This window comes from Nocardioides sp. Soil777 (genome assembly GCF_001428425.1).
GTDB classification, from domain to species: Bacteria; Actinomycetota; Actinomycetes; order Propionibacteriales; family Nocardioidaceae; genus Nocardioides; species Nocardioides terrigena.
Genome location: NZ_LMSN01000001.1, coordinates 430192 through 453758 on the forward strand (window position 1 = coordinate 430192; position 23567 = coordinate 453758).

18 protein-coding genes are annotated in these 23567 nt (G+C 72.6%); 7 read left to right on the forward strand and 11 right to left on the reverse strand.

Annotation, left to right across the window (positions count from 1 at the left end):
* Window positions 1–85: 85 nt before the first annotated feature.
* The 3 genes from ASG88_RS02095 to ASG88_RS02105 form a co-directional block, all read right to left on the reverse strand.
* On the reverse strand, window positions 86–3691 hold the full coding sequence (locus ASG88_RS02095; protein ID WP_056885727.1) for an Rne/Rng family ribonuclease: 3606 nt from the start codon (window positions 3689–3691) through the stop codon (window positions 86–88).
* Between the two features lie 567 nt (window positions 3692–4258).
* Window positions 4259–4975: a TIGR03936 family radical SAM-associated protein gene (locus ASG88_RS02100; protein ID WP_056886030.1), complete on the reverse strand. Its 717-nt coding sequence runs from the start codon at window positions 4973–4975 to the stop codon at window positions 4259–4261.
* A gap of 57 nt (window positions 4976–5032) precedes the next feature.
* Window positions 5033–6217, reverse strand: a complete 1185-nt coding sequence (locus tag ASG88_RS02105; protein ID WP_235534688.1) for a winged helix DNA-binding domain-containing protein — start codon at window positions 6215–6217, stop codon at window positions 5033–5035.
* A gap of 163 nt (window positions 6218–6380) precedes the next feature.
* Here ASG88_RS02105 and ASG88_RS02110 point away from each other — a divergent pair, with 163 nt between their 5' ends.
* From ASG88_RS02110 to ASG88_RS02120, 3 genes are read left to right on the forward strand one after another with little or no spacing between them, the layout of a single operon-like run.
* Window positions 6381–7058 (forward strand): glycosyltransferase family 2 protein, encoded by a 678-nt coding sequence (locus ASG88_RS02110; protein ID WP_235534689.1) that lies wholly within the window; start codon window positions 6381–6383, stop codon window positions 7056–7058.
* Complete coding sequence (locus ASG88_RS02115) at window positions 7058–7474, forward strand: DUF2304 domain-containing protein (protein ID WP_056885729.1); 417 nt, start codon at window positions 7058–7060, stop codon at window positions 7472–7474. Before ASG88_RS02110 ends, ASG88_RS02115 begins: the two co-directional genes overlap by 1 nt.
* A complete protein-coding gene (locus tag ASG88_RS02120; protein WP_056885730.1) occupies window positions 7471–8361 on the forward strand; it encodes a glycosyltransferase family 2 protein in 891 nt (296 codons plus the stop codon). Before ASG88_RS02115 ends, ASG88_RS02120 begins: the two co-directional genes overlap by 4 nt.
* Window positions 8362–8384: 23 nt before the next feature.
* Here the strand turns inward: ASG88_RS02120 and ASG88_RS02125 are convergent, their stop codons facing one another.
* A complete protein-coding gene (locus ASG88_RS02125; protein ID WP_056885731.1) occupies window positions 8385–9479 on the reverse strand; it encodes a glycosyltransferase family 4 protein in 1095 nt (364 codons plus the stop codon).
* 13 nt (window positions 9480–9492) lie between these two features.
* Window positions 9493–10740: a hypothetical protein gene (locus ASG88_RS02130; protein WP_056885732.1), complete on the reverse strand. Its 1248-nt coding sequence runs from the start codon at window positions 10738–10740 to the stop codon at window positions 9493–9495.
* Between the two features lie 64 nt (window positions 10741–10804).
* Here ASG88_RS02130 and ASG88_RS02135 point away from each other — a divergent pair, with 64 nt between their 5' ends.
* Window positions 10805–11899: an acyltransferase family protein gene (locus ASG88_RS02135; RefSeq protein ID WP_162259799.1), complete on the forward strand. Its 1095-nt coding sequence runs from the start codon at window positions 10805–10807 to the stop codon at window positions 11897–11899.
* A 17-nt stretch (window positions 11900–11916) separates the two neighbouring features.
* On the opposite strand, the gene ASG88_RS02140 is transcribed toward ASG88_RS02135, so the two are convergent.
* Window positions 11917–12729 (reverse strand): class I SAM-dependent methyltransferase, encoded by an 813-nt coding sequence (locus ASG88_RS02140; protein ID WP_056885734.1) that lies wholly within the window; start codon window positions 12727–12729, stop codon window positions 11917–11919.
* Between the two features lie 129 nt (window positions 12730–12858).
* Between ASG88_RS02140 and ASG88_RS02145 the strand changes: the two genes are divergently transcribed.
* Window positions 12859–14709, forward strand: coding sequence for a hypothetical protein (locus ASG88_RS02145; RefSeq protein WP_056885735.1), 1851 nt, complete (start codon window positions 12859–12861; stop codon window positions 14707–14709).
* A gap of 31 nt (window positions 14710–14740) precedes the next feature.
* Here the strand turns inward: ASG88_RS02145 and ASG88_RS02150 are convergent, their stop codons facing one another.
* Together ASG88_RS02150 and ASG88_RS22860 are read right to left on the reverse strand one after the other, a co-directional pair.
* Window positions 14741–16540 carry a methyltransferase domain-containing protein gene (locus ASG88_RS02150; protein ID WP_056885736.1) on the reverse strand — a complete coding sequence of 600 codons (1800 nt, stop codon included), beginning with the start codon at window positions 16538–16540 and terminating at the stop codon, window positions 14741–14743.
* Window positions 16537–17457: a glycosyltransferase gene (locus ASG88_RS22860; RefSeq protein ID WP_157559510.1), complete on the reverse strand. Its 921-nt coding sequence runs from the start codon at window positions 17455–17457 to the stop codon at window positions 16537–16539. The genes ASG88_RS02150 and ASG88_RS22860 overlap by 4 nt, the downstream gene beginning before the upstream one ends.
* A gap of 190 nt (window positions 17458–17647) precedes the next feature.
* Here ASG88_RS22860 and ASG88_RS02160 point away from each other — a divergent pair, with 190 nt between their 5' ends.
* The gene (locus tag ASG88_RS02160; RefSeq protein WP_235534690.1) at window positions 17648–18805 is read left to right on the forward strand and encodes an alpha/beta hydrolase family protein; all 1158 of its coding nucleotides are present in this window, start codon (window positions 17648–17650) and stop codon (window positions 18803–18805) included.
* Window positions 18806–18904: 99 nt separating this feature from the next.
* Here ASG88_RS02160 and ASG88_RS02165 read toward each other — a convergent pair whose 3' ends face one another.
* From ASG88_RS02165 to ASG88_RS02175, 3 genes are read right to left on the reverse strand one after another with little or no spacing between them, the layout of a single operon-like run.
* Window positions 18905–19609: a hypothetical protein gene (locus ASG88_RS02165; RefSeq protein WP_056885738.1), complete on the reverse strand. Its 705-nt coding sequence runs from the start codon at window positions 19607–19609 to the stop codon at window positions 18905–18907.
* Entirely contained in the window at window positions 19606–20445 is an 840-nt protein-coding gene (locus ASG88_RS02170; protein ID WP_056885739.1) for a hypothetical protein, read from the reverse strand. The genes ASG88_RS02165 and ASG88_RS02170 overlap by 4 nt, the downstream gene beginning before the upstream one ends.
* A 28-nt stretch (window positions 20446–20473) precedes the next feature.
* Entirely contained in the window at window positions 20474–22444 is a 1971-nt protein-coding gene (locus ASG88_RS02175) for a TIGR03960 family B12-binding radical SAM protein (protein ID WP_200956311.1), read from the reverse strand.
* Between the two features lie 121 nt (window positions 22445–22565).
* On the opposite strand from ASG88_RS02175, the gene ASG88_RS02180 reads away from it, so the two are divergent.
* Window positions 22566–23564 (forward strand): endonuclease/exonuclease/phosphatase family protein, encoded by a 999-nt coding sequence (locus ASG88_RS02180; protein ID WP_162259800.1) that lies wholly within the window; start codon window positions 22566–22568, stop codon window positions 23562–23564.
* Window positions 23565–23567 lie beyond the last annotated feature (3 nt).

Below are 23567 nucleotides of genomic sequence, written 5' to 3' on the forward strand. Positions count from 1 at the left end.
ACGCCGAAGCGCACAAGGGGCAACTTTACGGGCCGGACGGTGGCAGGGTCAAAACGAGGCCCCGACACCGTCCGAGTCCGGTGGATCAGCGCTTGCGAGCGCCCTTCTTCTTGATCGGGACGTGCTCGACGTGCGGCTCGGAGCCCGCGTCGGTCGCCGACGGGTCCGGTACGGCGCCCGGCTCACCGCCCAGCTCCACGTCGGAGGTGCCCGGCTCGACCCGTCCCGACTCGGGCAGGGTGCCGGCGACGCCGGACGGCGGACCGGCCGGCCGGCTCGCCGAGCGGCGACGCGTCCGTGTCACGACCCGGGGGCGCTCCTGCTCGGGAGCGGGCTCGACCGCCGCGGGCTGCTCGTCGGACGACGGGCCCTCGACCACGGCCGTGCCGGGCTCGACGGACGCCCGGGCCGGCGCGTCGTCGACAGCAGCGGCAGCGACCGGGGCGACCCCGGACGTGTCAGCGGCGTCGGTCGCGTCATCGATGTCCGAGGCCCCTGTGTCGTTCGAGACGTCGGTGGTCGCCGGGGTGTCCTTGCCCTCGGAGGCCTGGGCGCCGTCGATGACCTCGGTGGCCTCTGTGGCCTCGGGAGCCGCCGACCCGGCGCCACCGCGGGAGCGGCCACCCGACCTGCCGCCGCGGCGGGAGCCGCGTCGGCCGCCGCCCTCGGTGGTCGAGGGGGTGTCGTCGGTGCTGTCGGGGGTGGTGCTGGGGGTCGTCTCGGTGTCGGTGGGGACACCACCGGTGGGTGACGAGCTGTCCCCCGAGCCGTCGGAGTCCGCACCGGACTCGGCGACCCGGGCTGCCTCGTCGGCCTTCTCCGCGCGTGCCATCGCGGCGACGTCCTTGGGGGACGGGGCCGACGACTGCGGTGCGCCGCCGCCGTTGCCCGACCCGCCGCCGTTGCCCGTGGCGCCGTCGCGTCCGCGGCCGCGGCCACGGCGAGCGGAGCGCTGGGGCTCGTCGTCCCCGCCGCCGGACTCGACGGGCTCGTTCTGGACCACGACACCGCGACCGTGGCAGGCCTCGCAGTCGTGGCTGAAGGACTCGAGCAGGCCGGTGCCGATCCGCTTGCGGGTCATCTGCACCAGGCCGAGCGAGGTGACCTCGGCGACCTGGTGGCGTGTGCGGTCACGGCCGAGGCACTCGACGAGGCGGCGTACGACCAGGTCGCGGTTGGACTCCAGGACCATGTCGATGAAGTCGACCACGATGATGCCGCCGATGTCGCGCAGCCGGAGCTGGCGGACGATCTCCTCGGCGGCCTCGAGGTTGTTCTTGGTGACCGTCTCCTCCAGGTTGCCCCCGGAGCCGGTGAACTTGCCGGTGTTGACGTCGACGACGGTCATCGCCTCGGTACGGTCGATGACCAGCGAGCCGCCGGAGGGCAGCCAGACCTTGCGGTCCAGGCCCTTGGCGATCTGCTCGTCGATGCGGTGCACCGCGAAGATGTCCGCCTTCTTGGCCGAGGCGCCCTCGGGAGCCTCGAACTTCTCGACGCGGTCGACGAGGTCGGGGGCGACGTGCTCGACGTACCCCTGGACCGTCTCCCAGGCGTCGTCGCCCTGGATGACCAGCTTGTTGAAGTCCTCGGTGAAGAGGTCCCGGACGACCTTGAGGGTCAGGTCCGGCTCGCCGTAGAGCAGGGCCGGGGCGTTGCCGCGGGCCTTGCCCTCGATGTCCTCCCAACGGGCCTTGAGGCGCTCGACGTCGCGGGTGAGCTCGTCCTCGCTCGCCCCCTCGGCGGCGGTGCGGACGATGACGCCGGCGGAGTCCGGGACGATCTCCTTGAGGAGGGTCTTGAGGCGGTTGCGCTCGGTGTCGGGGAGCTTGCGCGAGATGCCGCTGGTCGTGCCGTCCGGCACGTAGACCAGGAACCGGCCGGCCAGGCTGACCTGGCTGGTGAGGCGGGCGCCCTTGTGGCCGATCGGGTCCTTGGTGACCTGCACCAGGATCGGCTGGCCGCTGGAGAGCACCGACTCGATCTTGCGGGGCTGGCCCTCCTTGTGGCCGAGCGCGGCCCAGTTGACCTCACCGGCGTAGAGCACGGCGTTGCGGCCCTTGCCGATGTCGATGAAGGCGGCCTCCATGGACGGGAGGACGTTCTGCACGCGGCCGAGGTAGACGTTGCCGATGAGCGAGGTCTGCGACTCGCGGGCGACGTAGTGCTCGACGAGCACCTTGTCCTCGAGGACCGCGATCTGGGTGAGCTCCTGGCGCTGGCGGATCACCATCACCCGGTCGACCGCCTCGCGACGGGCGAGGAACTCGGCCTCGCTGACAATGGGGGCGCGGCGGCGACCGGCCTCGCGGCCCTCGCGACGCCGCTGCTTCTTGGCCTCGAGGCGGGTCGAGCCGGCCAGCGACGTGATCTGGTCCTCGGCCGCGCGGCGGCTGCGGACCTTGGTGACGGTGTTGGGCTCGTCGTCGTCCGAGGGGCCCTCCTCACCGGCGCGGCGGCGACGGCGACGGCGACGCGAGGTGCCCTCGCCCTGCTCGCCGGAGTCGTCCGAGGCGTCCTCGGAGGAAGCGGTGGAGTCGTCCTGGGACTCGTCGTCGTCCCCGCCGTCGGCGTCGCTGTCCGAGCCGGTGCCGTCGCTGCTCTTGCGGCGGCGGCGGCCACCGCGGCGACGACGTCGACGGGCCGGGCCGGTGCCGCCTTCGCCGGACTCGTCGGACTCGTCGGCCTCGTCGGACGGCTCGTCGTCGCCCTGGACGTCGTCGCCCCGGGCGTCAGCGGCGTCGGTGCCGGTCTCGGCGGTGGTCTCGTCCTCGTCCTCGTCGAGCTCGGCGTCGGGGTCGACGGCCTCGGGCTCGGGAGCGGCGACCTTGCGGGCCGGGGACTTGCGCGTACGACGGGTGACCGTCGGCGTGGCCTCGGGGGCCTGGAACAGCGGGACCACTCCCCCGGCGCTGCCGGCGGAGTCGGCAACCGCGTCGGCCTCGGCAGCGGTGCCGACTGCAGACGCGTCGACCATGTCGGTCGAGGCGGCGACGGCCTTCTTGGCGCCCGAGCGGGACCCGGACTTCTTGGCCGTCTTGCGGGCGGGCCGGTCGGTCGCCGCGTCGCCGGTGGACTCGGCGGTGCCGGCGTCGGAGTCAGCCGGGGCGGCGGTCGCGACCTCGCCCTCGGCCGGGGCGGACTTCTTGGCCGCGGTCTTGCGCGTCGAGGACTTGCGGGCGGCGGCCTTCTTGGCCGGGGCGGGCTCGTCCGTCGTGGCGGGCGCCTCCGCGCCGGCGTCCGTCGAGGCGTCGGCACTGTCTGCGGCGGCCACCGCCGGGGCGGCCGACTTCCGCGTGCGGGTGGTCTTGCGGACCGTGGCCTTCTTGGCCGGGGCCGGCTCGTCCGACGAGGACGCGGCAGCAGCCGGTGCCTCGGACGCGGTCTCCGTCGACGCCTCGGCCGGGGCCTCGGCGGCGGCCGCGGCCGTCTTGCGCGGCGCCCGGGTGCGGGTGGTCTTCTTGACCACCGGCGCGGCCGGCGCCTCGGGCGTGTCGCCGCTCGGGGCCTCGGTGGCAGCGGCGCTGTCCGCGGCGGGCGCGGCCGCCTTGCGGGTGCGCGGGGTCGTGGTCTTGCGCGCCGCGGTCTTGCGCGTGGTCCGGGTGACCGTCGGCGGTGCGGGGGTGTCGCCGGAGTCGGCGGGACCCTCGCTGCTGGTGTCGTTCGTGTCGTTCGGGTTGTCGTCGAGCATGTCGCTCTCCTCGCCGGCACCCGGACTCGAGGTCCGGAGCCGTGTCGGCGCCGCGAGGCCACAGGGGACGTCGGGGCGCAAAGCCTTCGTGTGGCGGCGACACCCTCCGCTTGTGCGTCACCGGGTGCGCGCCGTCCCCTGCCGCGGTCGCCGGGCCCAGGACGGGGACTGGTGGTCCCACCCTGCGTGGATCGCTGTCACCGACCCACAGGCCGCGTCGCGGTCTGGAGACGACTCCCATCCGATGTGCCGACCTTGATCGGTACGGCGAGAACGTCGTCGGTCCGGCATCGCGGTGGCGGACCACCTCGAGTCGAACGTGGCGAGTATCGCACATCGCCGCCCGATCGCGGTCACCACGAGCGAGGCGCTGGACAGCGTCGGGAGCGTCCGTCACGCACGTGCGCAGGACTCCAGCCATGGCCGGACGCCTTCCCTGTGCGCCTGCGCAGGGAACAGCCCGGGCGCCGCACCAGAGCTGCGCACCCGCGCAGGGACGAGCCACGGGACGACCTCGAGAGCTGCGCACCCGCGCGAGGAAAGAAGCCCGAGGCGCCCGGCGCGGGCTCAGGCCTCGAAGGGGTCGCCGACCGTGCCGTCGTCGGACAGCGGGCCCTGGGCCAGACGGGTCATCAGGGGTGCCGGGCCGGGCTCCACGTCGGAGACGGACACCAGCGCGGTGAGCACGTCGTCGGGCCGCACCGACGGGACACCGTGGCGCAGCACCAGGTCGAGGGCCGACCTGTCGTCGTACCCGGACGTCGTCACCGAGAGTGCGACCACCGCGCCGCGCGCGTCGAACTCGCGCAGGCCCTTCTTGGTCATCCGCTCGACCAGGATCTCGTCGGCGGCCAGGAAGGCGGCGGCCGCGGCCTCGACGACCTCGGGCGCACCGTCGATGTCGATGCGCCAACGGCTGGCCTCGAGCCGGTCCGCGAGCGATCCGCCCGGCGACTCCACCACCGCGATCACGTCCAGCCCCTCGGGGAGGGCCTCGTCGAGCAGGGCGTGCACCTCGGCGGGCACGAGGACGTCGGCCAGCGCGATCTCGAGGTACTCCGCCTCGCTCGCCGACCCGGTCGGGGCGGCGCCGGCGTACGAGATCCGGGGGTGCGGGTTGAAGCCCGAGGAGTAGGCCATCGGGATGCGGGCGCGGAAGACGGCCCGCTCGAAGGCGCGGCTGAAGTCGCGGTGGCTGGTGAAGCGCAGGCGGCCCCGCTTGGCGTAGCGCACCCGGAGGCGCTGGACGGGGGGCGGCTGCTGCGGGGGGTCCTGGCGTGGCATGGCGGGCACAGGCTATCCGCGGGCGGCCCCGCCGCGGCAAACGCGGTCGAGGGCCCGTCAGGGAAGGCGTGCCTCGCGCATCTGGCGGGAGGCGTAGACGCTGTTGACCGACTCCCCCGCCAGCCACCCGGTGAGCCGCTCGGCCTCCGTGTCGAGCGCGGCCCGCGCCTCCGCGCCCGGGTCCTCGCGCAGCACGACGTGCACCTCTCCCTCGGCGTCCTGGACGTAGCAGCCCACCACCCGGCCGTCGACCCATGCGGTGGTGCCGCCGTTGCCGTTGGTGTCGAAGAGGTAGGGGACGTGGGCCGGGTCGAGGTACCAGTCCCGCTGCTTCCAGCCCATCAGCGTGGGGTCGAGCACCGGGAGCAGCGCCGCCCACGGCTCCACCGCCGGCTCGGGCTCGAGGTCGTCGGGCAGCAGCCAGCCGGTCTCGCCGGACTCCAGCGAGACCGTGACCGCACCGAGGTCCGCGAGCGCGCGTCGTACGGCGCCCTTGGTCGCCCCCAGCCACCAGACGACGTCGGTCTCGGTGCCGGGCCCGAAGGTCCGCAACCAGCGACCGACCAGCTCGGCGTACCCCTCGTCGTGCGAGGCAGGGACCGGCCGCTCCCCCAGCCACTGCTCCATCGGGACCCACACCGGACGCGAGATGCGCCAGTGGCCGCCGTTGCGCCCCCTCACCAGGTCGGCGGTGAGGCCGAGGTGGGTGAGCAGGCGGGTGTGGTTCCACGTCGAGCCCGCCGAGACCGCGACCGGCGTGGACAGCTCGGGGAAGAGCACCCTGAGGTCACCGGCCGCGATCCCGTCGGGGTGGTCGTCGAGGTGGGCGAGCACCCGGGCGCGGGCGGCGACCAGCCAGGCCCCCCCGTCCGGGGCGATGCCCGCCTTCTCCACGTCCTTGGCGATACGGCGGCCCTCGATGCCGGCAACCCGCTCCGACGCGCTCCCCCACGCGGCGGGCAGCAGGTCGCGGGGGAAGACGAAGAGCGTGCGACGCATGGCCAGCTGCTTGACGAGGGTGCGGTCGTCGTACAGCGCCCGGTCCACGTCGGCCCGGGTGACGCCGTTGACCCGCGCGTGGATGGAGAGGTAGGGCGTCGGCGGCTCCGTCGAGTGCAGGACCGTCATCGCGCGGGTGGCCGCCACCGGGTCGGCCACCCGGTGCAGTGGGGCGATCCCGTGCCGGCGGGCCATCCGGGCGCGACGCTCGACGTCAGTCACCAGGCGGACCGGGGAGGTCACCGGGTCTTCTTGATCGCCGCGGGGCACTGTCGAGGCACCGCGGAATCCTAGACGAGGTGCCACCACCCCCGGGCACGACGAGCCACACACCCCGGCCTGTGGGACGCCCCAGACCCCTGCGCCGGATAGGTGGTCCCGGCGCGCAACCGGTATGTTGGAGCAAGTGAGAGACGTCGCGTTTGTGGTGCCCGTGTACAACGAGGCGGAGGTCATCGGCTCGGTGGTGGCGGGCATCCGCGAGATGTGCCCGCACGTCGTGTGCGTCAACGACGGCAGCTCCGACGGGTCGGCGGACGAGATCCTCAAGGCCGGTGCCTACCTGGTCAACCACCCCATCAACATGGGCCAGGGTGCCGCGATCCAGACCGGTATCGAGTTCGCCCGCCTCCTGCCCGGCGTCACCCGCTTCGTCACCTTCGACGCCGACGGCCAGCACCGCGTCGCGGACGCGCTGCGCATGCTGGAGGTGCTCGACACCACGGACGTGGACATCGTGCTCGGGTCCCGCTTCCTCGGCACCGCGGTCGGCGCCAGCCCCTTCAAGCGGTTGCTCCTCAAGGCCGCCGTGAAGTTCAGCAACCTCACCTCCGGCGTGCGACTCACCGATGCCCACAACGGACTGCGCGTGTTCAACCGGCACGTGGCCGACACCCTGCGCATCACCGCCCCCGACATGACGCACGCCAGCGAGATCATCGAGCTGATCGCGCGCAACCGCTACCGCTTCGTCGAGGTGCCGGTGACCATCGACTACTCCGACTACTCGGTCGCCAAGGGCCAGCCCGCCGTCAACGCCATCAACATCGCGTTCGACACCCTGCTCCGGAAGGTCAGCCGCTGATGATCATCGTCCAAGTCATCCTGCTGGCGGCCGTCGCCTTCCTGTTCCTGGTGGCCCTGCGCAGCCGCAGCGCGCACAGCGCCGACGCCTGGAAGAAGATGGCCTTCGTGGCGCTGATGGTCGTCGTGGTCATCGCGGTCCTGGCCCCCGGACTCGTCAGCACCGCGGCCAACCTCGTGGGCGTCGGTCGCGGCACCGACCTGGTGCTCTACCTGGTCTCGGTGACCTTCGGCTTCTACGTCGTCAACCAGTACCTCCGCGGGCAGGAGTCGCGCGACCAGCTGCACCAGCTCGCTCGGCGCATCGCCGTGCTGGAGGCGCTGGAGCGCTACGGCATGGAGCGGTCCGTCGTACGCGACCGGACCGTGACGGCTGAGTCCCCGGCGGGCGACACCGAGCCAGGACCCCCTGCGTGATCGACGTCTTCATCCCGTTCTGGGGGGAGCCCGCGCTGCTCGTGGAGGCCGTGGAGAGCGTGCTGGCCCAGTCCGATCCCGACTGGCGGCTGACCGTGGTCGACGACTGCTACCCGGACGAGAGCGTGCCGCGCTACTTCGCGGGGCTCGGTGACGAGCGGGTCACCTACCTGCGCAACGAGACCAACCTGGGCATCACCGACAACTACCGCCGCTGCCTGGAGCTGGCCACCGCCGAGTGGATGGTCTTCCTGGGATGCGACGACGTGATGCTGCGTGACTACGTCCGAACGGTGCGGGCTGCGATCGCGACCGCCGAGGACCGCGTCGACGTCGTCCAGCCTGGCGTGGTCGTCATCGACGAGGAGGGGAATCGCGTGCGTCCTCTCGTGGACCGCGTCAAGCGCCGCATGTTCGCCCCCCGCATCGACGGACCCACCACCCTCGCCGGCGAGCCGCTGGCGGTCTCGCTGCTGCGCGGCAACTGGTCCTACTGGCCCTCGCTGGCCTTCCGCACCGCTGCGTTGCGCAGGCACTCCTTCCTCGACGGCTTCCCGCTCGTGCAGGACCTGGCGCTGCTCGTCGACATGACGCTGGCGGGCTCGGCGATGCTGGTGCTGCCGGACGAGGTGTTCGCCTACCGCCGGCACCTGGCGAGCGCGTCCACGGCGACCGTCTCGGACGGGCGCCGCTTCGTCGGCGAGCAGCAGTACTTCAGGATCGCGGCCTCGCGCTGCGAGGACCACGGCTACCGCCGTGCCGCGCGCGCTGCACGCCTCCACCCGGCCTCGCGCCTGTACGCCGCCACCCAGGTGCCGGCCGCGGTGCGGACGCGGTCGTGGCCGGGCGTGCGCACACTGACCCGGCACGCACTGGGCCGGCCGTGACGTCCGTCGGCTGAGGCGCCGGGTCAGCGCCCGAGGACCTGCTCGAAGACGTCGAGGGTCTCCCGGGCGACGCGCTCCCAGCTGAACTTCCGCGCCTGCACCAGGCCCTCCGCCGACAGGCGCTCTGCGACGTCGGGACGGGTGGCCACGGTGCGCATCGCCTCCGCGATCGACCCGAGGTCGTGCGGGTCGAACCAGATCGCGGCGTCGCCGCCGACCTCGCGCAGCACGGGGAGGTCGCTGGCGATGACGGGCAGGCCCATCGTCATCGCCTCCAGCACGGGCAGCCCGAAGCCCTCCGCGAGAGTCGGGAACGCCATGGCCCGGGCCCGGCGGCGCAGGTCCGCCAGCTCGGCGTCCTCGATCCACCCCTTGAGCTCGACCCACTGCTCCATGCCCGTCTCGCGGACCACCGGCGCCAGCGGGTCCTCGCCCTTGCCGCCCCCGGTGATGACCAGACGCGGCCGGACCGACTCGTCGACCAGGGCGAGGGCGCGGATGAGCGCGTCCCAGTTCTTGTACGGGCGGCGCTGGCCGCTGGCCAGGATGAGGTTCTCCCCCGCGTCCCTGGCCAGCGTCGCCGGGTGCGAGGCGGCCAGCGGGACCACGGTCAGTCGCTCCCGCGGGTAGCCGAGGAACTTGTGGATCTCGTCCGCGGACACCGCACTGTCGGTGATGACATGGGCCGCGTTGGCCGACGCCCGCCGCTCCATCCACATCACCGGACGCGTGTAGAAGGGCGTCACCATGTACTCGGGGTGGCTCCAGTAGAGCATGTCGTGGATCGTGAGCACCGTGGGCATCGAGGTGCGCACCGGGCCCAGCGTGGCCGGGCAGTGCACCAGGTCGGCCTGGCGCCGGCGGGCGACCACGCTCGAGGCGACGAGCTCCCCGAAGGCCCAGACGAACCGGTTCTCACCGCTGATCCGTGACCGCACGACCTCGCCGGGGAACCACGACAGGTCCAGGCGCCCACCCTCCCGGCTCGCGAGGGCCACGAACTCGAACCCGGTCTCCATCCGGCCGAGCTGGCGGTACAGCTCGCGGGTGTAGGTCTCCATCCCGCCCTTGGTGCCCGTGTAGGACAACATGTCGACGAGCACGAGGGGGCGAGGCATCCGGGACCTTCCGTCAGGGGCGAGCGGTGGGCGACTCTAACCGATCCCGGCGGGCACCGAAGAGGACATGGACGGCCATGCCGACGAGCGGCCCGACTACCAGCGCGACGACCACCCGGGCCTCGAGGTCCTGCTGCTGCAGGAGCACGAGGACCAGGGCGGTCGTGCCGGTGGCGGCCAGCCAGCCGCCGAGGTAGGCGCCGTGGTGGTCCAGCGCCATGCTCGTCGCCCCGGTGAGGGTCAACAGGCACACGAGCCCGGCAGCCACCACCAGTGCGGCGAAGGTCCAGGCAGGCACGTCGTACGCCGGGTTGATGACGTGGAGGGCGAACGGCCCGAGCAGGTAGGCCAGCACGGCACCGACCACGGTGGCGGCGAGGAGGACCTCGCCGGCGCCCTTGAGCGCACCGACGCCCTGCGCGACGACCTTGGTGACCACGACGTTCTGGTAGGCCCCCAGTGGCACCAGCAACGGGGCTCGGGACAGGGAGACGGCGAGGATGAGGGGCGCGGCGCCCGCGAACACGTCGTCCGGCGTCGTGATCCTCAGCAGCACGGGGAAACCCACCAGCAGCACCGCGGAGGCGCCCGAGGCCGTGCAGGCGGTGAGCATCCTCCGCAGGAGCCCGGCCCGGTCGACGTCGGCGCGCGTGCGCCACGCTCTGCGGTAGCGGGCTGAGGTGAGCGACAGCACCAGCCAGGCTCCGCACGCGGCGGCCACCGCCCAGGCCAGGCCCACGACGCGGCCGCCGAGGAGCACCACGGCAGCACCCAGCACCAGGCGGGTGGTCGACTCGACACCGACCAGCGTGGCGTACGACGTCCACTCGCCGCGACCGGCCGTCGCCCCGCCCATCGCGGAGTGGACCGTGAACAGCGCCACCCCGAGCAGCATCGCCAGGAGCAGCGCGAGCCACCGGTCACCGAACAGGTGCGGGGCCCAGAGCGGGCCGGAGAGGCCGATCACGGCGACGGCGCTGGCACCGAGCGCCAGGGCGGTGGGCAGCACCCGCGCCCCGGACGCGGACGCGCCGCCGCCGGCGAAGACCGCGCGGGTCGTCTCGGTGGTGATCCCGATGAGGACGCCGAACACCCCGAACAGGGCACCCCAGAAGACGAGGAAGTCGGCGTTGTCCGCAGCGCTGAGCTCTCGCGCCGCCAGCACGAGGACGACGTACCCGACGACACCGCTGACGAGGGCGGCCGCGACGACCGGTGGACCCGGGGAGCCGCGGCGGACAGGAGTCACGTCGGCAGCCACGAGGCACGATCCTAGGGCCCCGCCGACAGCGGTCGGGAGGCGCCGCGTTGCTACCGTGCTCCGTGTGACCTCACCGCCCCATGCCGCCCGGACGACGCCCCTCGGGGTGACCCTGCGCGGCGTGCGGCTCGGCGACCAGCTCAGCAGCCGGGACAACAACTTCGACCTGCTGCGCCTCCTCGCCGCCTGGGCGGTGCTGGTGTCGCACTCCTACGCGCTGGTCGGCCGTGACCAGCCGCTGCACCAGTTCGACACGACGCTGGGCAACCTCGGCGTGCTCGTCTTCTTCGCGGTGAGCGGCCTGCTCATCCGGCGCAGCTGGGAGTACGACCCCTCGCCCCGCGACTTCTGGGCCAAGCGGGCGCTGCGCCTGATGCCGGCCCTGGTCGTCACCGCGCTGCTCACGGCCTTCGTGCTCGGGCCGCTGGTGACCGCCCGGTCGCTGGGCGGCTACTTCTCGTCGCCGGAGACCTGGCTCTACCCGGTCAAGCTGATCCTGATGGTGCCGTTCGGCGCGCAGCTGCCCGGCGTCTTCGACGACACGGTCTACGCCGGCGCCGTCAACGGCTCGCTGTGGAGCCTGCCGGTGGAGGTCTTCGCCTACCTGATGGTCTTCGTCCTCGGCACGGCCGGGTTGCTGGCCAGCCGGTGGGTGGTCACGCTCGTCGCGGCGACCAGCCTCGTGTGGGCCGCCTGGTGGGTGACGACGATGTCCGACGCGGTCGGCTCGGCGTACGTCCTGGCCGCCTTCGCGGTCGGCGCGGCAGCGTACACGCACCGCGACCGGATCGTGCTGAGCACGCCGATCGCCCTCGGCACGCTCCTGCTGTGCGCCGTCACCGCGCTGGGTCCCGACCCGCTGCGGGTCGTCGTGTGGACGGTCGCCGCGGTCTACCTGTCCTACTGGTTCGCCTACGCGCTGCCCCGCTTCGCGCGAGGCATGACCCGGTACGGCGACGCGTCGTACGGCGTCTACATCTGGGCCTTCCCGATCCAGCAGACCATCGTCCACCTCGTCGGCAACGACACGGACCCGTGGCTCGTGACCGGCCTGGCCACGCCGGTCGTGTGGCTCATGGCGATCGCGTCGTGGCGCTACGTCGAGCGTCCGGCGCTGCGCCACAAGCCCCGCCGTCGCACGACCCCGACTGCCGCGTAGGTCCCCGGTCCTGCCGGTCAGCGCCCGGAGGTCCCCGTCAGCCGACTCCGTACGGCGTCGTGGTCGCTCATCAGCCGCGAGTGGCGGCGGTCGGCCAGGGACGAGAGGTGGCCCAACCCGTAGCTCACCCCGGGGCGGCGCACCAACGCGCGCGTCACCGGCGACAACCGGCCTCGGTAGAACAGGTGCACCAGGGAGCTGGTGACGACCCCGTCGAAGCCGAGCCGGCGGGCGAGCTGCTCGAGCGAGTCGCCGGTGTAGAACGTGATGTGCTGCCCGGACTCGAGGGCGTAGTAGTCCCAGTCGGTCGGCGCCGGCGCGGGTGACGGGAGGACCTGCGTGGTGGCCAGCAGCCGGTCGGTGCTCGCGGCGAGCGGTGCCAGGGCGGCGAGCGGGTCGGTCAGGTGTTCCAGCACCTCGAAGGCGGTGATCATGTCCCAGCGCTCCGCGCCCGGGTCGGCCACCTCGTGTCCCTCCGCGAACACGTTGACCGCCATCGGGTCGTTGTGCGCGAAGTCGTAGCCACGATCACGCATCAGCCGGGTGAGGGTGCCGTAGCCGCCTGCCCAGTCGAGGAAGCGGCCGCCCCGCATGCGTTCGGCGCGCAGCACGCTGGCGGTGACGCTGGCCAGGATCTGGCAACGGTCCAGCAGCCCCACGTCGAGCTTGGCGATCGCGTCGCCGTAGGCCTCGTCCAGCCAGGTCGGGTCGAGCGCCATCACCATGCCGCACGAGGGGCAGCGGGAGTAGCGAACGTCCACGTGACCCAGGACGGTCCCGTCGGCGAAGGGGTCGGTGGCGGTCTCACAGGCGCGGCACTGGTCGGTCAAGAAGGCTCCTCGATGGGCCCGGCGGTGGACGGTCAGCATAGGCCCGGCGCCGCCGGGGCGACCCGCAGTCCGGCCGCGGGTCCTCGCTTCCTATAGTTGGGGCCGCTCGGCCACGTGAGGAGGGGGATCGTGCAGCACGCCCGCGCCCGCCGCCACGGGCGACGGCTGCTCCTGTGGCAGCTGGTCGTCGCCGTCGGCCTGGTGCTGACGCTGCTGAGCGACACCGCGCTCCCCCTGGCCTTCGCGGCGCTGTCGGTCGCGGTGGCCTCCCACGCCCGCGAGCTCGGGTGGCGGCTCTCCTTCGCGGTGGTGCTCCTCTACGGCCTGGTCGCGCAGGTCTGCTTCGCCTGGCTCGCCCCCCACGTGGGTGGGTCCCTGGCGACGGACAACACGGTCGCCTGGGCGCTCTTCGGAGTGCTGCATGCCCTGTGGGGCGCCTCCCGGCCGCTGCCCCAGCCGGGCACCCGGCAGTGGGCGACCCTCGCCGGGGCCGTCGTCACGCCGCTCGCGCTGGCCGCCTACTTCGGCTGGACCGCCGCCTCCGGCGAGTCACCCTGGCTGGGCTGGGCGATGGCCGGCGACGCGGCCAACAACATGATCCTCAACCGCGAGTTCGTCGAGCAGGGCGGACTGCTCCGCGCCCAGGGCAACACCGCGCCGCTGGCGACCGTGGTGCACGCCTCCTGGGCGGCCCCCTCCCTGGGCGACGCGACGCAGGCCGACACCGTGCGCCAGCTGGTGCTGCACGGCGGCCTCCTCGGGCTCGGCTTCCTCATGCTCCTCGGCGTGGCGGGGTCGCTGCTCGCCCTGCGCCACGGACCCCGACACCCGGGTCGGCGGGTCACCGTCGGTGCCGCGGCCGGGCTGCTCCCCTGGATGTGGTGCGTGGCCGGCTTCGCGCTGGCCTACGGCTACCAGAACTCTCCGCCCGCCATGCTCATCCTGCTGCTCGGATGGATCTGCTGGGTCGCCCACCGCGAGCACCCCGTCGCCTCGGTGACCGGGCTCGTGCTGGCCACGTGGGCCAGCGCCATGGCTTGGGGCCCGGTCGTGCTGGTCCCGGCCCTGTGGCTGGTGGCCGCGGTCGTCGCGGAGCGCAGGGCGCTGCGCCGAGCCGGGTGGCTCCTTGTCGTCCCCGCCTCCGCCCTGGTCGGCGCGGCGAGCTACGCCCTCCTCGTCACGCTGCCCGACCTGCGCTCCTCGGGCGGCGTCCCCGGCGTCGACGGCGGTCACCCCAACTTCGACCACCGCTGGGTCATGGGCACCGTCGTCGGCCTGTCGCTGCTCGTGCTCCTCCTCCACCGCTGGATCCGCCCCGAGGTGCGCTGTGGCTACTGGGTCGCCCTGCCGGCCGCAGGGCTGGCGGCGTACCAGCTGATCGGCACCCGCACCGCTGCCGACCTGCCGATGTGGGGGTACTACCCCATCAAGTTCACGTGGATCGTGATGTCGGTGCTGGTCCTCATCCTGTTCAGCGAGCTGCACCAGCCGTTCAGCCGGGTCACCCGACGCCTGTGGCGCGGGGGTGGCGTGCTCCTGGCGCTGGCGGTCCCGTTCGCGCTGATGTTCCAGGTGACCCCGCCGCTGCGCCCGGTCACGCTCGCCAACGCGTTCACGCCGGTGCGGTTGCACGACGACATCGGGTACGACGCGACGTACGACACGATGTTCGACCTGATGGCCGAGGAGCCGCGGACGATCGTCTCGCTCTACCACGGGCCCGAGGCTGTCGCCCTCGACAGCCTGATGAACTTCTGGCTGCTGCAGTCGGGCGCCACGAGCATCGCCGACCCGATCCGGTTCCCGGCGTACACGATGGACTCCACCGACCCGGTGGCCGTGTGCTCGGCCATCACGACCTGGGGAGGAGACATGCGGGTGGTGACCCGGTCGCCCCGCCTGGAGCGCATCCTGGCCAGGACGTGCCCGACGGCGCCCGACTACGACGTCGAGCTGGTCACGGGTCGCGCCCGCAGCTGAGCCCTCAGCCCGGTCGGAACACCGGTCCGACTCAGGTCCGGCCCCGGCGCGCCCGCGCGAGGAGAGCGCGAGCACGGGTCCGAGGACGGAGCCGGCTTCGCAGCGAGACGTGCTCTGGCGTCTGCGGGGCCGCGTCGGGCCGAGCCACCCGGCGTTGCAGCTGGGCGATGCGCTTGGCCTGGCTGGCCTTGCGCGCCTCGAGCCGCTGGATCTTGCCGGCCTGCAGCTCGACCCGCTTGCGCAGGGTGCGCAGCTCCGAGAGCTCACGACGCAGGGTCCGGGTCTCGCCCGCGGGGAGCAGGAAGGGACGCGAGTCGATGCGTCGCTCGATCTCGCGCTGGTTCTGTGCCCACTCGCCCGGCGGGTGGGCCGTCCGCGAGGACTCCCTCTTGTCCCACCAGCGGTAGATCGCGGTGCCCCGGTCGATGTCCGTCACCCCGGCGAGCTCGGCCGCCTGCAGGAGGAACTCCCAGTCCTCGGTGGTGGTCATCGAGTCGTCGTAGTGGAGTCCGAAGTCGGTGACCAGGGACCGTGGGAACACCCAGCCGATCGGTGGGGACTGGTTGGTGACCAGGTGCTCGGTCAGGGAGAAGGTCGCGTTGTAGAGCGCCTTGGGCGCGGAGGTGGAGCGGACTGCCGGGAGCCCGAGCACGGTGTCGATGGCGACGTCCTGGCGCAGGGCCACGCAACGCAGCAGCCGGCCGCCGTGCTCACGCTCGGCGTCCGCGAACTCCTTGACCCAGTCGCCCATGACCACGTCGTCGTCGTCGAAGATCGCGACGTAGCGGCCCGTGGCGAGCTCGATGCCCCGGTTGATCGGCGCCGAGCGCTGGCCACGGTCGAGCCGCTCGAAGCGGATCCGATCGCGGAGGTAGGGCGGCTGCTCGGCGATGATCGCCTCGACGGACTTCTGCTCCGCGACCTCCGTCCGGTGACCCACGATCAGGACCTCGAAGTCCTGCACCGACTGGGCGGCCAGGCACAACAGCGCCTCGCGCAGCTCCTGGGGACGGCGCCCCTGGGTGCGCATGATGACGCTGAGGAAGACGTCGCCGGACCGCTCCTGCGGCTCGACGTACGCCGGTCCCTGCACGGGTGGGGCGGCGCTGAGGGCCCACACGAACTGGTTGACGTAGCCGTGCGGCTCCGCCCTCGACCGGACGGACCGCAGGTAGCCGGAGAATGCGCTGGTCTCCGCCAGGCCGACGTGGTCGGTGGGGAAGTGCTGGTCGCTGCGCACCACCAGCACGTCGTGGGTGTCGAGGACGTTGAGGCCGGCCCGACGCAGGGTGCGGCGGAGGGAGGCGTGGCTGTAGAGCTGGTAGTGGGTGATGTCGAGGAGCCCCGCCTCGGTGTAGTCCCACCGTCCGAGCAGGGTCTTGATGCCCACGTCGAGGTGGGTCGCGTTGGGGACGCTGGTGACCGCGACGGCCCGGTGCTCCGCCACCAGGTCGCCCAACGCCGCGAGCACGTGGGAGCCATCGACCAGGTGCTCGAGGCCGTCCAGGAAGGTCACCGAGGCCAGTCGCCGACCGTCGAGCACCTTGCGGAGGTGGTCGCCGACCTCCGGGTCCGTCAGGTCGAGCGCGTGCGCCTCGAGCCCGCGCTCGCGCAGGTCGTCGAGCTCGCCGTCGTCGATGTCGACGCCGACGTAGTGCAGGCCGAACAGGTCGACGATCGGCTCCGCGATGTGCCCGAAGCCGCAGGCGAGGTCGAGGTGCACGGCGTCCTCCCCCGCCGGGGGCAGGTGGCGCTGCAGGAGGTCGAGGGTGTGCCCGAACTTGTTGTCGGGCTGGACCTCGTTGTCGTACTTGTGGAAGTCGTTGCTCACAGCGAGTACCTGTGCTTCGCGTAGCCGTACTTGACGAACGTGCCTATCCGGTGCTGCGGGTCCCTCGGCTCGACCAGGAGTCCCCGCGAGCGACGTCGCCGGAACTCCGCGGCCGCCGCGCGCTGCGCACCGACGTCCGACGCGTCGTACATCTTCAGGATGCGCTTGAGCAGCCTCGGTCGCGACCACTTGTGCGCCATCAGGAGCGACGCCTCCGCGCTGTAGCGCACCTCGGCGTTGGTGGGCTGCCAGCGGGCATCGGTGGAGAGGTACTTGTCGTGGAAGACCACGGCGGCGGGCTGGTAGACGACCGTGCGGTCGGCCTCGCGCACGCGCCAGGAGTAGTCGACGTCGTCGCAGTACATGAAGAACGTCTGGGCGTCGAAGCCCTCGAGCTGCCGGAAGAGGTCACTCGGCGTCATCGCGAACGCCGTCGTCGCCCACGACGTCTGGCCCGTCGCGGAGGAGAAGTCCTTGGGGTGCTCGATCGGCAGCTGCTTGGCCTCGACGAAGCCGACGGCCGGATCGTCGAAGACCTCGAGCATGCGCCAGACGGCGCGTGGCTCCACCACCACGTCGGGGTTGGAGAAGATGACGTAGTCGGCGTCGTCACGCAGCGCAGCCATCGCGTTGTGACCCTGCGCGGTGCCCACGTTGCGCGCGAACCAGTGGTACCTGATCTCGTGGATGTGCGGGCAGCGGGCGCGGAGGGCGTCCACGTCCTCGTCGCGGAGCACCCTCGACGACGAGCCGTCGCCCAGGGTGACCACGAAGCCACGGCACACCCCCTCCTCGAGACCGATGCGCGAGGAGTTGTCCAAGGCGTCGAGCATGCGCTCGATGGACTCGATGGGTGTGTGGTAGAGCAGCGACTGGACGCTGATCACAACTCCGGTCGGCCGCGACTCTTCCGACACGTGCACCTCCTGGTCGATGGACTGACCCGGCAACGGAGAGAACACGTCGCCACCCCCTGCCAGCCGCGCCACACTATAACGACGCGAGGACGGCGACGGAGGGAGCCTGCTGCCCCCCGGACCCTCTTCCCCCGACCCTGCGCTCCGCCTCCCCCGTACCGTGGAGGTCCCGACCCGAGGAGCTCTCGCCGTGACCAAGGTCGTACGCCGCCCCGCCGACCGGCTCGCCGGCCCGCTCGCCGTCGCCCTCGCCGTGGTGCTCGTCCTGGCCGGGTGCTCGGGCGCGTCGGACTCCGCCGGGTCGCCGGAGTCGCCCGCCGCCACCTCCTCCGACCCGTCGGAGGAGGAGTCCTCGTCGCCGTCCCCGGCCGAGCCGTCGTCCTCACCCGCCGAGAAGCCGAGCGAGGAGCCCACGGAGGAGCCCACGGAGGAGCCCACCAAGCCCCCGCACCCGGTCTCGATGGCCGCCCTGTCCGCCGGCGAGCACGACGGGGACCGGCTCCGGCTGGGTGCCGTGCGGGAGCGGACAGCCGCCTACACGTCGTACGACGTGACGTATCGCGCGACGACCACCGACGATCGCGGGACGCGGCGCTTCACGATCAGCGGCGTCCTCAACGTGCCGACGGGGCGCGGGCCGTTCCCCGCCGTGGTCCTGGCCCACGGCTACATCGACCCCGCGTACTACGTCCGCGGCCAGGGGATGACCCGCGAGCGCGGGGTCCTCGCGAGTCGAGGGTACGTCGCGCTGCACGTCGACTACCGCGGGCACGCCGAGTCGACCGACGACCCGCGCTCGGACCGCGACCTGCGCCTGGGCTACTCCGCCGACGTGATCGCGGCCGTCAGGGCCCTGCGCGCCGCCCGTGACGTGCCCGTGGACGACGACCGGGTGGCGCTGATGGGCCGCTCGATGGGCGGCGGCGTGGTGATGAAGGCCCTCATCGCGGAGCCCGGGCTGGTGCAGGCGGGGTCGCTGTGGGCGTCGGTCTCCTCCCTGGAGGGGGAGAACTTCAACCAGTTCATCCGGCCCGACGGCGACGCGCGCGAGGAGGCCATCGTGCAGGCCCACGGGCTGCCCGAGCAGCGGCCGGACTTCTGGCGGGCCGCCTCGGCGCGGCCCTACCTCGACGAGATCACCGAGCCGGTGCTCCTCGTGCACGGCCGCTTCGACGACACCTGTCCCCCGGCCTGGGCCCGCGCTACGCAGTCGGCCATGCAGCGGGCCGGGGTCGACAGCACCCTCGCGTGGTACGACGACGGGCACGCCTTCGGCCCTGCCTTCTTCGCCGGCATGGACCGCACCATCCGGTACTTCGACCAGCAGCTGGACGTCCGCCGCGGGTGACCGTGGCCCCTCCACCCGCCCGTAGTTGGGGACGATCCGGTTGGCCGAACCGGCCGATCGCCTACGAGGTCGTCCCCGACTACGCGCTGGAGCGGGTCGTCATCGGGGCCGCGGCACGAGGCCGGTCCGCCCCTCCCAGGCACCGTGCTCCGAGACCGGCCGGAAGCGGTAGGTCGCGAACTCGTGGTGGAAGCCACGGCGCTCCTGCTCGGCCATGGCGGCGGAGTGCCGCTGCGGCCCCGGGCCCTCGGAGCGGCCGTGCACCATCTCCTCCATCTCGCGCACGGTGCGCCAGATCGAGAAGGTCGCGATCGTGCGGGGCGGCCGGAAGGCCGCGAGCGCGAGGGTGGCCGCCGGGTGGTCGCGGACGAGCCTCTCGGCCGGCTTGCCCCAGTGCAGGAAGCGGGGCACCTGGGCGAGGCGCATCCGGGCGAGGGTCACGGCGGCGACGGGCTCCTCCTGCTCCCACGACCCGGCGCGCACCGGCAGGCCGGGCAGCGCCGCCAGCGTCGACCAGCGCCGCAGGAACTCCAGACGCACGTGCCACCCCAGCGCGAGCGACCGGCCGAGCGGGTCCTGCTCCAGGAAGCGATCGACGGCGGCCTCGTCACGCCACTGCGCGAAGACGGCCAGGCGACGCAGCTGCAGGCGGTCGGTCGAGAGCGTGGGCGCTCCGAGCCGCATGAGCGACAGCGACTCGGCGTGGTCGAGCCCGGAGGAGCGGCCGGGCACGGGCGGGCGCACCAGCGCCCGGGCACCCACGGATGCCGGGACCTCGGCGAGGTGGAAGGTGTGGATCGTCACGGCGCGCGTCCGAGCTTGTAGTGGAGCCGCACGGCCGAGGCGTTCCAGAGGCGCAGCTCGTGGTCGGTGCGCAGGACGCCGTCCGGGTCGACGTACACGTGGAAACGCTCGTGGAGCGGCACACGGGCGGCGTGGTCGCGGGCGTCCCGTACGACGACGTACGCGCCGTCCTGGCCGAACGCGCCGCTCGGCGACTCGAGGAGGAGCCCGCCGTCGTCGACCACCGACGGGCGCAGGAACACCTGGACGTTGCCCGACTCGAGCGGGAACGCGACGTGGACGCTCGGCCGGTCGGCCCCCGGAAGGGTCCGCGTCGAGTAGGCCCCGCTGAACGCGGTGCGACCGCTCCCGCGCAACGTGCGCGTCCAGGCGGCCGCGACCTGGACGCCCCGGTGGTCATGGATCGGCGTCACCTGGCTGCTCATCCCGTGGGCCACGTCGAGCGGGCGCATCGGCAGGGCGAGCTGCTCGACCCGCCGGCCCCACAACCGGGAGACCAGCTCCCCCGCGGGCCAGAAGAGCGGTGACCACCCGGTCCACACCTCCATCTGCCACGCCGCGGTGTTCTCGTAGAAGTCGCGGATCTCCGGCCGCAGGCGTCGCGCGTCGAAGCCGGGGCCGTCGAGGGCGGCCATGGACGGCAGCAGACCGGCCGTCGGGTCGTCCTCGACGAGGGTCCCACCGTGCCGGGCCGCCTCGGCCTCCAGCCACGCCGCCGTCACCTTGGACGAGCGGCTGACGGGCGCGTCCAGCCACCGCTCCCGCCCGTCGAGGTCGACCGCCCGGCCCGTGAACCGCCAGAACTTCCGGGACCCGAGGTCCAGCACGTGATGCACGGGGCGGAGTCTGGCACGCAGCCGAGGCCTACACGACGGAAAGCGGCAGCAGCGTCTGGCCCGTGGGGCCGATCTGGATCTCGGTCCCCATCTCCGGGCACACCCCGCAGTCGTAGCAGGGCGTCCAGCGGCAGTCCTCGACCTCGATGTCGGCGCCCTCGGCCGCGGCCAGCGCGTCCTCCCAGTCGGCCCACATCCAGTCCTTGTCGAGGCCCGAGTCGAGGTGGTCCCAGGGCAGGACCTCGTCGTACTCGCGCTCACGGACGGTGTACCAGTCGACGTCGACGCCGGTGCCGGCGAGCCCGCGCTCGGTGGCGGCCATCCAGCGGTCGTAGGAGAAGTGCTCGCTCCAGCCGTCGAAGCGACCGCCGTCGCGCCAGACCTCCTCGATGACGCGGCCGACCCGGCGGTCACCGCGGGACAGCAGTCCCTCGACGATGCCCGGCTTGCCGTCGTGGTAGCGGAAGCCGATGGCCCGGCCGAAGCGCTTGTCCTCGCGGACGGTGTCGCGCAGCTTCTTGAGGCGGCTGTCGGTGGTCTCGTGGTCGAGCTGGGCCGCCCACTGGAAGGGCGTGTGCGGCTTGGGGACGAAACCGCCGATCGACACCGTGCAACGGATGTCGTTGTGACCGGTGACCTCGCGGCCCTTGGCGATGACCTTCTTGGCGAGCTCGGCGACCTGGAGGACGTCCTCGTCGGTCTCGGTCGGCAGGCCGACCATGAAGTAGAGCTTGACCTGCCGCCAGCCGTGGGAGTAGGCCGCGGCGACGGTGTTGATCAGGTCCTCCTCGGTGACCATCTTGTTGATCACCTTGCGCATCCGCTCCGAGCCGCCCTCGGGGGCGAAGGTGAGGCCCGAGCGCCGCCCGTTGCGGGAGAACTCGTTGGCCAGCGAGATGTTGAAGGCGTCGACGCGGGTCGACGGCAGCGAGAGCGAGACGTTGGAGCCCTCGTAGCGGTCGGCCAGGCCCTTGGCGACCTCGCCGATCTCGGTGTGGTCTGCACTGGAGAGCGACAGCAGGCCGACCTCCTCGAAGCCGGACTTGCGGATGCCGTTCTCGACCATGTCACCGATGGTCTTGATCGAGCGCTCGCGCACCGGTCGGGTGATCATGCCCGCCTGGCAGAAGCGGCAGCCCCGCGTGCAGCCGCGGAAGATCTCGACGCTGAAGCGCTCGTGCACCGTCTCGGCCAGCGGCACCAGCGGCTTGCGCGGGTAGGGCCAGGCGTCGAGGTCCATCAGCGTGTGCTTGCTGACCCGGAACGGGATGCCGGGCTTGTTGGGGACGACGGCCTCGATGGTGCCGTCGGCGGTGTAGACGACGTCGTAGAACTTCGGGACGTAGACACCGCCGCTCACCGCGAGGCGGCGCAGCAGCTCGTCGCGGCCACCGGGGCGACCCTCGGCCTTCCACTCGCGGACGACCTCGGAGATCGCGAGCACGACCTCCTCGCCGTCACCGAGGACGGCGGCGTCGATGAAGTCGGCGATCGGCTCGGGGTTGAAGGCCGCGTGCCCGCCGGCGAGCACGATCGGCTCGTCGTCGCCGCGGTCGGCCGCGTGCAGGGCGATGCCCGCGAGGTCGAGGGCGTTGAGCATGTTGGTGTAGCCGAGCTCGGTGGAGAACGACAGCCCGAGGACGTCGAAGGCGCGCACGGGACGGTGGCTGTCGACGGTGAACTGCGGGATGTCGTGCTCCCGCATGACGGCCTCCATGTCGGGCCACACGGCGTACGTGCGCTCGGCGACGATCCAGTCGCGCTCGTTGAGCACCTCGTAGAGGATCTGGACGCCCTGGTTGGGCAGGCCGACCTCGTAGGCGTCGGGGTACATCAGGGCCCAGCGGACGGTCTCCCCGTCGGGCGCGCAGTCCCACTCCTTCACCGTGGAGTTGAGCTCGCCGCCGACGTACTGGATCGGCTTCTGCACCGAGGGGAGGCGGGACTCCAGCAGCGGGAAGACCGACGCCGGAGCGGGCACGGAGGTGGAGACGGACACGCGAGAAGCACCTCGGAGAGTCGGGGGACGGACCAGCCCTCAAGGGTACGCCGCACACGGCGGTGCGCGAAAAGCCACCGGCCGGTCGAAAGTGCTGGCCCCACCGGGCACACTTCACTGCGTGACACGACGGGAGCAGCTGGTGCGCGCGGTGCTGCTCGTGCTCGTGCTCGGGGTGATCGCCACGCTCGTCGTGGTCGACCGCCGACGCGGCGACGACCTGCCAGCGGGCGTCGACGCCGCCGCGACTCCCACGCCGTCGGTCACCATCGAGACCCCGCTCCCGTCGGCGGACGGGACGGCGAAGCCCGGCAGGCCGGGCAAGCCCCGTGCGGGCGCCACCGAGGAGGTCCCCACTCCCCCGCCCGGCATCGAGGCGATCGCCTGCCGCAAGCTCCAGGAGTCCGTCGACGTCCGGGTCGTCTCCTTCAACACCCACCGGTCCTTCGGCGGCATCGCGACGGTCGCGCAGGAGATCCGTGCGCTCGACCCCGACATCGTGCTGCTGCAGGAGATCGACCGCTTCCACGGCCGCACGGGCGGCGTCGACCAGGTCGCCTACTTCGCCGAGGCGCTGGGCATGGAGGGCGCCTTCAGCCCCAACGTCGTGCAGGGCAACGGTCAGTACGGCACGGCCATCCTCTCCCGCTTCGAGATCATCGACTCCGGACGCTTCCCGCTGCCCAACTCCGCCGGCGGCGAGCCGCGCGGCCTCCAGTGGGCCGGCCTCGAGGTCGGCGGCCAGGAGGTGCGTGTCTACAACACCCACCTCCAGAACAAGCTGGTCGGGCTCCGCGAGGCCCAGGCCCGCCACGTGGCCGGCATCCTCGCCGGCGAGGAGCAGCCGACCATCCTCGGCGGCGACATGAACGCGACCGCCAACACCCCGACCCTCGGCCCGCTGCTGGCGCAGCTCGTCGACGCGTGGCCCGTCGCCGGCTCGGGCCCCGAGGGCACCGGTCCCAACGGCTCGCGCATCGACTTCGTGATGGCCAGCCCGACCCTGGAGCCGCGCAGCGCCCAGACGCTGCGCTCGTCCGTCTCCGACCACGCGCGGGTCGTCGTCGACTACGTGGTGCCGGCCTCGACCGACTGCCCGACGCGCAAGCGCCGGGCCTGAGGC